The organism is Stenotrophomonas sp. SAU14A_NAIMI4_5 (genome assembly GCF_003086795.1).
In the GTDB taxonomy this organism is placed as follows: domain Bacteria; phylum Pseudomonadota; class Gammaproteobacteria; order Xanthomonadales; family Xanthomonadaceae; genus Stenotrophomonas.
The window spans coordinates 709,768-722,457 of record NZ_CP026003.1; the positions used below are offsets into that span (position 1 = coordinate 709,768).

At 69.8% G+C, this 12,690-nt stretch carries 3 protein-coding genes; all 3 read left to right on the forward strand.

Annotated features, from left to right (window positions below; genetic code table 11):
* The first annotated feature begins 401 nt into the window (after positions 1-401).
* The gene (locus C1925_RS03230) at positions 402-8,807 is read left to right on the forward strand and encodes an ESPR-type extended signal peptide-containing protein (protein ID WP_108767677.1); all 8,406 of its coding nucleotides are present in this window, start codon (positions 402-404) and stop codon (positions 8,805-8,807) included.
* A gap of 153 nt (positions 8,808-8,960) precedes the next feature.
* Positions 8,961-10,814 carry a S8 family peptidase gene (locus C1925_RS03235; RefSeq protein ID WP_108767678.1) on the forward strand — a complete coding sequence of 618 codons (1,854 nt, stop codon included), beginning with the start codon at positions 8,961-8,963 and terminating at the stop codon, positions 10,812-10,814.
* 148 nt (positions 10,815-10,962) lie between these two features.
* A complete protein-coding gene (gene gspE / locus C1925_RS03240; RefSeq protein WP_108767679.1) occupies positions 10,963-12,684 on the forward strand; it encodes a type II secretion system ATPase GspE in 1,722 nt (573 codons plus the stop codon).
* Positions 12,685-12,690: the final 6 nt, after the last annotated feature.

The following is a 12,690-nucleotide window of genomic DNA, read 5'->3' on the forward strand; positions in this document are numbered from 1 at the left end:
ACCCGACAGGCGACTGTCGGGTTTTTCTTTACGCGGGCAGAAAATCCTGCCGCAGCGGTGAGTTACATGCATTTACATGGCGTCGATATCCCGTCACAAGTAAATAACAAAATCGCAGAATAAATAGGCGAAAACGTGAACTGGCTCACGGCAACCGCTTTTCCTGCGTCAAAGTCTTGACGATCTGGAAAGTTCCCGTTAACACTTGGGCCCTGTTTCAAATCTGTTCATATCGCAGTAACCGCACGTCGCTCTGCGCCCGGTTTTCTGTCGCTGCGCGGCGTTCGGCAATACCCGCAGTAAATCACGCGAATAACGCCCCCAGGGGGGACGTTGGACCAGAAGGTCCGGCGATGGCGTTGCTTTGCCCAAAACCAGCCCAGAAATCAGGAGCCGTATCGATGAATCGGATTTATCGCAAGGTCTGGAACAAAGCACGGGGTCAGTTGGTGGTCGCCTCGGAACTGGCCTCTTCCAACACCCGCGGTGGGGTCGTCGACCAGCGCCGCGATGCCGACCACGTGCGGCCGGTGACCCTGGCCGCAGCGCTTGCCCTGGCCATGGGACTGGGAGGCTCCGGCCTCGTTGCCGCACAGTCGGTGGAAGTGGGCGGCAACGCCAACTGCGTGACCCTCAGCAACAGCGTGATCGACCAGTGCGTGGTTGACGGCAGCGCCAACGCCAGCGGCCGCAACGCGGTGGCCGTGGGCACCGGCAGCACCGCCAGCGCGGCCAACAGCGTCGCGCTGGGTGCCGGCTCCACTGCCAACCGCGCCAACACCGTGTCGGTGGGCGCAACCGGCAGCGAACGACAGATCACCAACGTGGCCGCGGGTACGGCGGCCACCGATGCGGTCAACCGCGCGCAGCTCGATGCGCAGGCGCAGGCCACCCAGGCCGCATTGGCCACCGCCGCCGCGCAGGGCCGCCGCTACTTCAAGGCCGATGGTGCGGGCGATGACAGCGACGCCGCGCAGATCGATGGCGAGGGCGCACTGGCCGCCGGCGCATCGGCCACCGCCGATGGCGACGACACCACGGCGCTGGGCCACAGCGCACAGGCGACCGCTGACAAAGCCACCGCCGTCGGCGCGCAGTCGCAGGCCTCGGGCAGCGGCAGCACCAGCGTCGGCGCAGGCAGCACCGCCAGCGGCACCGCATCGGCCAGCTTCGGCGTGGGTGCCGAAGCCAGCGGCGGCTACAGCACCGCACTGGGCGGCCTGTCCAGCGCCTCGGCCTTCAACGCAACCGCGGTCGGCAACGCCGCCAACGCGAGCGGTTCCAACAGCGTGGCCGTCGGCGGCGATGCTGAAGCCAGCGGCGCCTACAGCACCGCCACCGGCCAGGGCAGCCTCGCCACCGGCACCAACTCGGTGGCCGTGGGTGGCGCGCTGTTCGGCCTGCTGCCGACCGAAGCTTCGGGCGATTACTCCACCGCCGTCGGTGGCGGCGCGTGGGCACCGGGCACCAATGCCACCGCATTGGGCAACGCCGCCGAAGCACAGGGCGCCAACAGCGTCGCGCTGGGTGCCGATTCGATCGCCGAGCGCGACAACACCGTCTCGGTCGGTGGCGCCGGCAACACCCGCCAGATCACCAACGTCGCTGCCGGTACCGAAGGCACCGACGCGGTGAACAAGGACCAGCTGGACGAGGTCGCCGCGACCGCGGAGAACACCCGCAAATACTTCCAGGCCAGTGGCAGCGACGACAGCGACGCCGGCGCCCTGGCCGAGGGCGACAGCGCGCTCGCTGCCGGTGAAGCAGCCAACGCCATCGGCGATGGTGCCACCGCGCTTGGCGGCGGTGCCGTGGCCATCGCCGCGCAGGCCACGGCGGTCGGCTACAACAGCCTGGCTACCGGCGAGAACGCCTCGGCCGTGGGCACCAACGCACAGGCCAGCGGCAGCGACAGCGCCGCGCTGGGCAGCGGTGCGGTGGCCAGTGAAACCAGCACCACCGCGACCGGCGCCGGTGCGCAGGCCACGGCGGTCTACAGCACCGCCAACGGTGCCGAAGCTGTTGCCAGCGGCGCGCAGTCGCTGTCCAGCGGCTTCCGCGCGGCGGCTTCGGCCGACGGCGCCACCGCCGTCGGCGGTTACAGCGAAGCCAGCGGCCGCCTCGGTTCGGCACTGGGTTATGGCACCGTCGCCAGCGGCGCCAACAGCACTGCTGCGGGCGTGTTCGCCACGGCCACCGGTGCCGGCGCCGTCGCCGTCGCCGTCGGTGAAGCCAGCGAAGCGACCGGCGACGAGAGCGTGGCCATCGGCGGCAGCACCTACTTCGGCCTGATCACCTCGCGCGCCAGCGGCTACGGTGCATCGGCCTATGGTGCCGGTGCATGGGCCACCGAAGACTATGCAACCGCGATCGGCTGGAATGCCTGGGCCGACGGCGCGCAGTCCACCGCGCTCGGTGCCAGCGCCACCGCCAACGGCAGCAACAGCGTCGCCCTCGGCGCGGCCTCGCAGGCCGACCGTGACAACACCGTGGCCGTCGGCAGCGATGGCAACGAACGCCAGGTGACCCATGTCGCCGCAGGCACCGAAGACACCGATGCGGTCAACGTCGGCCAGCTGAAGGACGTGGCTGCAGTCGCCGATACCACTGCCAAGCGCTTCCAGGCCACCGGCAGCAGCAACAGCGATGCCGGTGCACTGGCCGACGGTGACGACGCCCTCGCTGCCGGCGAGGCCGCCAATGCCATCGGCAACGGCGCTACTGCGGTCGGTGCCGGCGCGACCGCCGTCGCCCAGAACGCCACGGCCGTGGGCTACAACGCACTGGCCAGCGGCCAGAACAGCGCCGCCTTCGGCAACAACGCCCAGGCCGCCGGCCCGGGCAGCGTCGCCGTCGGTGGCGCCGCCGTCGATGAAGACGGCAACCCGCTGATCACCAGCGGTGGCGTGCCGGTGGAAACCGGCGCGACCAGTGCCGGCGTCGGCGGTACCGCCGTGGGTGCCAGCGCCGAAGCCAGCGGCTTTGCCGCCTCGTCCTACGGTGTCGGTGCCTATGCCGCCGGCGCGCAGTCCTCCGCCTTCGGTGCCGTGGCCAACGCCGTGGGTGACTACTCCACCGCGCTGGGTACGCAGAGCAACGCGACCGGCACCAGCAGCGTGGCCATCGGTGGCCCGGCCGACCTGATCCCGGGCCTGGGCTTCTTCGTGCAGACCCAGGCCAGCGGCGAAGCCGCCACGGCCGTCGGTGCCGGTGCCATCGCCAGCGGCGATTACGCCGTGGCCAACGGCAGCCTGACCGAAGCCTCCGGCGCCGAATCGACGGCGGTGGGCTACTTCGCCTATGCGCCGGGCGAGAACGCCAGTGCGCTGGGTGCGCAGACCTGGGCCAGTGGTGCGCAGAGCACCGCCGTGGGCTACTACGCCACCGCGCGTGGCGCCAACAGCGTCGCCCTCGGTGCCAACTCCGAAGCGGTGCGCGACAACAGCGTGGCCGTCGGCAGCGAAGGCAACGATCGCCAGATCACCAACGTGGCCGCCGGTACCGAAGACACCGATGCGGTGAACAAGGGCCAGCTCGATGCGGTGGCCAGCACCGCCGACACCACCGCGCGCTTCTTCCAGGCGCAGGGTGAGGAGGGCAGCGATGCCGGCGCCTACGCCGAAGGCGAAGGTGCGGTGGCTGCGGGTTCGGCCAGCAATGCGATCGGCGCAGGCGCGCTTGCGCAGGGCGCAGGTGCCGGTGCCATCGGCGCCGACACCGTGGCCCTGGGCCGCAACACTTTCGCCGACGGCGATGGTGCCGTCGCCATCGGTGGCCTCGGCCAGGCGTACGACGAGTACAACCAGCCGCTGCTGGACGACGAAGGCAATCCGGTGCAGGTCGGCACCACCGCCTCGGCCGGTTCCACTGCGGTGGGCAATGCCGCACAGGCCACCGGCGCCAGCAGCAGCGCCTTCGGCAATGCCGCGCAGGCGACCGGTGACAACAGCTTCGCCGCGGGCGGCAAGTCGCGCGCCACCGGCAGCTATGCCGTCGCCATCGGTGACAGCGCCTTCGCCAAGGCCGATGACAGCACCGCCGTCGGTGGTTACAGCACCGCCAGCGAGGAAGGCGCGACCGCCTTCGGTGCAGGTGCGTGGGCGACCGGTACCAACGCCTCGGCCTTCGGCCCGGCGGCCTGGGCCAGTGCCAACGGCGCGACCTCCATCGGCTACAACAGCTGGGCCAACGGTGTCAGCTCGACCGCCGTCGGCCGCGGTGCCTTCAGCTACGGCGATTACAGCCTGGCGCTGGGCTTCCAGGCACTTGGCAACAGCGTCAACAGCATCGCGGTGGGCACGAACACGGTTGCCGGTGGCGAAAGCGCCATCGCGCTCGGTGCCGGCAGCACCGCCAACGGCAAAAATGCCGTGGCTCTCGGCGCAGGCTCGGTGGCTGACCGCGACCGCAGCGTGTCGGTCGGCAGCGCCGGCAGCGAACGCCAGGTCACCAACGTCGCCGCAGGCACCCAGGCCACCGATGCAGTGAACAAGGCCCAGCTGGATGCCGTGGCCGCCAGCGCAGGCACCGGCAACAAGTTCTTCCAGGCCAGCGGCAGCGACGACAGCGATGCCGGCGCCTACGTGGAAGGCGACAACGCCCTGGCTGCCGGCGAAGCCGCCAACGCCATCGGTGACGGTGCCATCGCACTGGGCAGCGGTGCCAATGCCATCGGCACCAACGCGCAGGCGATCGGCTTCAATGCCCTGGCCACGGCGGACAACGCCAGCGCCATCGGCGCCAACGCGCAGGCCACCGGCGAGTACGCCACCGCGCAGGGTGCGGAAAGCGAAGCCAGCGGCGAGCAGAGTGCCGCCTTCGGTGCTGCGGCCGTGTCCAGTGGTGCCGGCAGCACCGCCACCGGCGTGCTGTCCGAAGCCAGCGGTGAGGAAGCCGTGGCAGTGGGCTATTTCAGCAGCGCCAGCGGCGAAGCCGCCACCGCGGTCGGCAGCGAGAGCGTCGCCAGCGGTACCGCTTCGGCGGCGTTCGGCATCGGTGCCGAAGCCACCGGTGGCTACAGCACCGCCATCGGCGGCTATGCCAGCGCGTCGGCCTTCAACGCCACCGCGTTCGGCAACTTCGCCAACGCCTCCGGTTCCAACAGCGTGGCGCTCGGTGGCGATTCGGAAGCCTCCGGTGCCTATGCCACGGCCACCGGCCAGGGCAGCCTGGCCACTGGCGTGAACAGCGTGGCCATCGGTGGTTCGCTGTTCGGCCTGCTCGCCACCGAAGCGTCGGGTGATTACTCCACTGCGGTTGGTGGTGGTGCCTGGGCACCGGGTACCAACGCTACGGCGCTGGGTAACGCCGCCGAAGCACAGGGCGCCAACAGCGTGGCGCTGGGCGCCGACTCGATTGCAGACCGCGACAACACGGTCTCGGTCGGCGGTGCTGGCAATACCCGCCAGATCACCAACGTCGCGGCCGGCACCGAAGGCACCGATGCGGTGAACAAGGACCAGCTGGATGCCGTCGCCGCCACCGCGGAGAACACCAGCAAGTACTTCCAGGCCAGCGGCAGCGACGACAGCGATGCCGGCGCCTATGTGGAAGGCGACAACGCACTGGCCGCCGGTGAGGCCGCCAATGCCATCGGCGACGGTGCCACCGCGCTCGGCAGTGGTGCCACCGCAGTAGCGGCCAACGCCACCGCGGTTGGCTTCAACAGCCTGGCGACCGGCGGCAACGCCGCGGCGATGGGCAACAACGCCCAGGCCACCGGCGAAGACAGCGCCGCCCTCGGCAGTGGTGCGGTCGCCAGCGAAACCAGCAGCACCGCCACCGGTGCCGGCGCGCAGGCCACGGCGGTCTACAGCACCGCCAACGGTGCCGAAGCCATCGCCAGCGGCGCGCAGTCACTGGCCAGCGGCTTCCGTGCCTCGGCCTCGGCCGATGGCACCACCGCCGTCGGCGGCTACAGCGAAGCCAGCGGTCGCCTCGGCTCCGCGCTGGGTTACGGCACCCTGGCCAGTGGTGCCAACAGCACCGCGGCCGGCGTGTTCGCCACCGCCAGCGGCGCCAGCTCCGTGGCCATGGGTGATTCCAGCGAAGCCACGGGCGATGAAAGCGTGGCCATCGGCGGCAGCACCTTCTTCGGGCTGATCCCGGCGCGTGCCAGCGGTTACGGTGCGGCGGCCTTCGGTGCCGGTGCCTGGGCGACCGACGACTACGCCACCGCCATCGGCTGGAACTCGTGGGCCGGCGCAGTGCAGTCCACCGCGCTCGGTGCCGGTGCCACCGCCAACGGCATCAACAGTGTCGCGCTGGGCGCAGGCTCCACGGCCGACCGTGACAACACGGTGGCCGTCGGCAGCGAGGGCGGCGAACGCCAGGTCACCCATGTGGCAGCGGGTACCGAAGGCACCGATGCGGTGAACAAGAACCAGCTGGATGCCGTCGCCGCCACCGCGGAGAACACCGGCAAGTACTTCCAGGCCAGTGGCAGCGCCGACAGCGATGCCGGTGCCTATGTGGAAGGCGACAACGCACTGGCTGCGGGTGAAGCCTCCAACGCCATCGGCAACGGCGCCTCCGCGCTGGGCAGCGGCGCCACCGCCCTGGCTGAAAATGCCACAGCAGTCGGCTTCAACAGCCTGGCCACCGGCGCCAATGCCGCGGCCGTCGGCAACGAGGCGCAGGCCACCGGCGAGAACAGTGCGGCCTACGGCAGCGGCGCGGTGGCCAGCGAGATCAGCAGCACCGCCACCGGCAACGCGGCGCAGGCCACGGGTGTCTACAGCACGGCCAACGGTGCCGAAGCCATCGCCAGCGGCGCGCAGTCGCTGGCCAGTGGCTTCCGCGCCTCCGCCACCGCCGATGGCACCACCGCCGTCGGTGGTTACAGCGAAGCCAGCGGCCGCCTCGGCACCGCACTGGGCTATGGCTCGGCGGCCACCGGCGCCAACACCACTGCGGTCGGCTTCGGTGCTGCCGCGGCCGGTGCCAACGCGGTGGCGATGGGCCAGTCCAGCGAAGCCACGGGTGATGAAAGCGTGGCCATCGGTGGCAGCACCTACTTCGGCCTGATCCCGGCGCGTGCCAGCGGTACCGGCGCGGCGGCCTTCGGTGCCGGCGCCTGGGCGACCAGTGACTACGCCAGCGCCATCGGCTGGAACGCCTGGGCCGACGCGACCGATGCCACCGCGCTGGGTGCCAACAGCACCGCCAGTGCGGCCAACAGCGTCGCGCTCGGCAACGGCTCGCAGGCCGACCGCGCCAATACGGTGTCGGTGGGCAACGCGGCCGCGCAGCGGCAGATCACCAACGTGGCCGCCGGTACTGAAACCACCGATGCGGTGAACAAGGGCCAGCTCGACGCTGTGGCCGCTACCGCCGATGCGGTCGGCCAGCGCTTCAAGGCCAATGGCAGTGGCGTGGCTACCGCCAGCGGCACTGATGCTGTCGCCGTGGGTTCGGGCGCGACTGCCAGCGGCAACCGCAGCAATGCCGTGGGCAGCAGCGCCAACGCCATCGGCAATGCATCGCTGGCGCTGGGTGCCAACAGCGCGGTCAGCGGCAACAACTCGGTGGCCCTGGGTGCCGGCGCGCGTGCGGTGGAGGCCAACGTGGTCTCGGTCGGTGGCGGCAACGGCACCGATGGTCCAGCCACCCGCCGCATCGTCAACGTGGCCGATGGCCGCATCGCCGCCGGCAGCAGCGACGCGGTCACCGGTTCGCAGCTCAACGTCACCAACCAGCGTGTGGGTGCGGTCGAAACCCGCGTCGGTGATTTCGACTCGCGCATCGCCACGGTGGAGTCCACCTCGGCCAACGCGGTGGCCTACGACGATGCCAGCCGCGACCAGCTGACCCTGTCCGGCATCGAAGGCACCGTCATCAACAACGTCGGCGCCGGCAGCATCGCGTCCGGCAGCCGCCAGGCGATCAACGGCGGCCAGCTGTTCCAGTCGCTCAGCGATGCCGCCAGCATCCTTGGCGGCGGTGCCAGCGTCGGCATGCAGGGGGTGTTCATCGCGCCGAACTACGTCATCCAGGGCTCGACCTACAGCAATGTCGGCGACGCACTGGGCGCACTGGACAGGAAGGTGAGCGAGCTTGACCAGCGCACTGCCGGTGGCACCAGCCGCACGGCAACGGCCAGCCTGCGCAGCGCCAGCGTGCAGGCGAGCACCGCCCAGGTCGCCACCGTGGCCGAGGCCGATGCAGTGGCCTCGCGGTCGAACGTGGTGGCCAAGCCCAGCGTCGAAGGCGCCACGGCGGCGCAGCCGGCCGTCGGTGCCAATGCAGTCGCCATGGGTGACGGCGCCGTCGCCAGCGGCGCTTCGTCCACGGCCATCGGCCAGGGCGCATCGGCCACCGCCGCCAACGCGGTTGCACTGGGCCAGGGCTCGGTCGCCGACCGCGCCAACACGGTGTCGGTGGGCAGCGAAGGCAACGAACGCCAGGTCACCAACGTGGCCGCAGGTACCGCGGCCACCGACGCGGTGAACAAGGGCCAGCTGGACCGCGGCATCACCACCGCCAACAGCTACACCGACAGCCGCGTGCAGGCCGTCGCCGACAGCTTCGATGTGTTCAAGGGCGAAGTGGATGGCCGCCTGCGCCACATGGATCGCCGCATCGACCGCCAGGGCGCGATGAGCGCGGCCATGCTCAACATGGCCACCAGTGCCGCCGGCATCCGCACCCAGAACCGGGTCGGTGTCGGCATCGGTTTCCAGGGCGGCGAATCGGCGATGTCGCTGGGCTACCAGCGTGCGATCAGTGATCGCGCCACGGTCACCCTCGGCGGTGCGTTCAGCAGTGATGACGCCTCGGTCGGCGTCGGTGCCGGCTTCGGTTGGTAAGGCAACAACGCGCCGGCGGTCACGCCGCCGGCGCTGCTTCTGCTACAGGGCCTGAGGGGAGGTCTCGGCAACCCCGGCTCGGCCAGCCGGGATCCGTCAAGGATTGATGGCCGCAGTGTTGGATCCAACCATGACCCAGAAGAGGAATGTGACGTGATCAATAAGCAGAACCTTCGCATCAACGTGCTTGCCGCCGCCCTGCTGTCGGTGACCGCCGCAGGCGCGGTCCACGCTGCCGGCCTGCCGACCCGCGAGCCGGTGCGCCAGGCCAGCACCGCCGAAGCGGGCACCGACCGCATCATCGTGATGTATGAGAAGGGCACCCTGGCCGCCAGCGACCGCTCGGCCAAGCTGTCCACCGTACAGTCCGCACTCACCCGCGCCAGCCTGTCCGGTGGCACCAGCCGCGCCAGCGCGATGGGCCCGCAGGTGGTGCGCAAGCTCGGCATCGGCGCCGACGTGATCCGCCTGAAGGGCCGCCTGGCCCCGGCGGAACTGCAGCGCGTGCTGAAGGAGCTCAAGGCCGATCCGTCGGTCAAGTACGCCGAAGCCGACGTCAAGCTGCGCCGCACCGAGCTGCGCGCGGGCGACGTGAAGCCGGCCCTGGTGCCGAACGATCCCTACTACGCGCAGTACCAGTGGCACCTGAGCAACCCGACCGGTGGCATCAACGCGCCGTCGGCGTGGGACGTCTCGCAGGGCGAGGGCGTGGTCGTTGCCGTGCTCGATACCGGCATCCTGCCGCAGCACCCGGACCTGGTCGGCAACCTGCTGCCGGGCTACGACTTCATCAGCGACGCCGAGACCTCGCGCCGTGCCACCGACGACCGCGTGCCGGGTGCACAGGACTACGGTGACTGGGTCGAGAACGCCAACGAGTGCTACAACGGCTCGCAGCCGGAAGACAGCTCCTGGCACGGTACCCACGTGGCGGGCACCGTCGCCGAGCAGACCAACAACGGCGTCGGCATGGCCGGTGTCGCACACAAGGCCAAGGTCCTGCCGGTGCGCGTGCTCGGCAAGTGCGGTGGCTACCTCTCCGACATCACCGACGCGATCACCTGGGCGTCCGGTGGCACCGTCGCCGGCATTCCCGCCAACACCAATCCGGCTGAAATCATCAACATGAGCCTGGGCGGCAGCGGTGCCTGCGCAGGCGCCTACCAGGATGCGATCAGCGGCGCGATCTCGCGTGGCACCACCGTGGTGGTGGCCGCCGGCAACGACACCGACAACGCCGCCAACTACCGCCCGGCCAGCTGCGACGGCGTGGTGACCGTGGGTGCGACGCGCATCACCGGTGGCATCACCTACTACTCCAACTACGGTACGCGCGTGGACCTGTCCGGTCCGGGCGGCGGCGGCAGCGTGGACGGCAACCCGGGTGGTTTCATCTGGCAGGCCGGTTCGGATGCGGCAACCACCCCCGATTCGGGCGCCTACAGCTACATGGGCATGGGCGGTACCTCGATGGCCTCGCCGCACGTGGCCGGCGTCGCTGCACTGGTGCAGAGCGCGCTCATCGCCAGTGGCAAGGATCCGCTGACCCCGGCGGCGATGCGCACGCTGCTGAAGGAAACCGCGCGTCCGTTCCCGGTCACCATTCCGGCATCGACCCCGATCGGCACCGGCATCGTCGACGCCAAGGCCGCGCTGGCCAAGGCCCTGGCCGAACCGTGCACCGAGAACTGCGAACCCGAAGGCATCCCGCTGACCAACAAGGTGGCCCTCGCCGGTGTTGCCGGCGCGACCGGCAGCGAGACCGTGTACACCTTCGAAGCCGTCGCCGGCAAGCAGCTGAGCGTGCTGACCTACGGCGGCACCGGTAACGTCTCGGTGTACGTGGCGCAGGGCCGCGTGCCGACCGCCACCGACAACGACGCCAAGTCCAGCCGTCCGGGCAACACCGAAACCGTGCGCGTGGCCAAGCCGGTGGCCGGCACCTACTACGTGAAGGTGGTGGGCGAAGCGGCCTTCAACGGCGTGACCATCCTGGCCACCCAGTAAGGGCCACGGTTGCACGCAATGTCGTAAGTGAATTGGCGACGCCCGTTACCGGAAGGTGACGGGCGTCGTCTTTCGTGGTCCTGCACGCACAAGGCAGCGGAAGTCCGGGCTGAACTGCTAAAGTCGGGAGGATCGACAGGAGAGTCATGTGAACGCGCTCGCTGCCACCGCCATCGACGACGCCGAAGGCCGCATCCTCGATGCGCTGCTGGCGCGCGGGCGCCTCAAGGAAGGGGACCTGGCGCGTGCACGCCCGCTGCATGCCGAAGCCGGTGGCAGCCTGCTGGGCCTGCTGGTGCGGCTGGGGCTGGTGTCCGAACGTGACCAGGCGCAGACCAGCGCCGATGTGCTGGGCCTGCCGCTGCTGGAAGCGAAACAGCTGCCCGAGGCACCACCGCAGTCGCTGGCCGACGGCCTGCCGCTGTCGCTGCGTTTCCTCAAGCAGTTCCACGTCTGCCCGCTGGCGCTGGATGAACACGGCGTCCGCCTGTGGCTGGCCGATGCCCACGATGCCTACCCGCAGCAGGCCGTGCAGCTGGCGCTGGGCGTGCCGGTCAGCCCGGTGCTGGGCATGCGCGCGGAGATCGACGACCTGGTCGAGCGCTGGTTCGGCCAGGGCCGCAGCGCGATGGGCGCGATCGTGGAAACCGCCGACGGCGAAGGCGGCGCGGTCGATGACATCGAACACCTGCGCGACCTCGCTTCCGAAGCGCCGGTCATCCGCCTGGTCAACCTGGTGATCCAGCGTGCGGTGGAACTGCGCGCCTCGGACATCCACGTCGAACCCTTCGAGAACCGCCTGAAGGTGCGTTACCGCGTCGATGGCGTGCTGGTGGAAGGCGAAAGCCCGCCGGCCAACCTCACCGCTGCGGTCATCAGCCGCATCAAGATCATGGCCCGGCTCAACATCGCCGAGCGCCGCCTGCCGCAGGACGGCCGCATCATGCTGCGCGTGCAGGGCAAGGAACTGGACCTGCGCGTGAGCACGGTGCCGACCGCGCATGGCGAAAGCGTGGTGATGCGACTGCTGGACCGCGAAACCGTAGTGTTCGATTTCCACCGGCTCGGCTTCACCGATGCGTTCCTGCCGCAGTTCCGCAAGGTGCTGGAACAGCCGCACGGCATCCTGCTGGTCACCGGCCCGACCGGTTCGGGCAAGACCACCACGCTGTACACCGCGCTGAGCCAGCTCAACACCGCCGACGTCAAGATCATCACGGTTGAAGACCCGGTCGAGTACCAGATCGAAGGCATCAACCAGATCCAGGCCAAGCCGCAGATCGGCCTGGACTTCGCCAACGCGCTGCGCAGCATCGTGCGCCAGGATCCGGACATCATCATGATCGGCGAAATGCGCGACCTGGAAACCGCGCGCATCGCCATCCAGTCGGCGCTGACCGGCCACCTCGTGCTGTCCACGCTGCACACCAACAACGCGGCCGGCGGCATCACCCGCCTGCTCGACATGGGCGTGGAGGATTACCTGCTCACGTCCACCATCAACGGCATCCTCGCCCAGCGCCTGGTGCGCCGCCTGGAACCCACCCACGCCGAGCGCTACGAAGCCTCGCCGGAGGAGATCGAACGTTTCGAACTGCGCCGCCTGCAGCCGCAGGGGCCGATCCACCTGTTCCGTCCGAAGCCCTCGGCACTGGCACCGACCGGCTACCTGGGCCGCACCACCATCATGGAATTCCTGGTGATGAACGACGCGCTGCGGCGCGCGGTGATGCGTCGCGACGGCATGGGTGAGATCGAACGCATCGCCCGCGAGGCCGGCATGCGCACCATGTACGAAGACGGCCTGTCCAAGGCCCTGAGCGGGCAGACGACCATCGAGGAAGTCCTGCGCGTGACCGAGGAGGGTTGATGCGCG

Coding starts and splice junctions, on each gene's coding strand:
- C1925_RS03230 (WP_108767677.1), top strand. CDS start 402: ATGAATCGGATTTATCGCAAGGTCTGGAACAAAGCACGGGGTCAGTTG.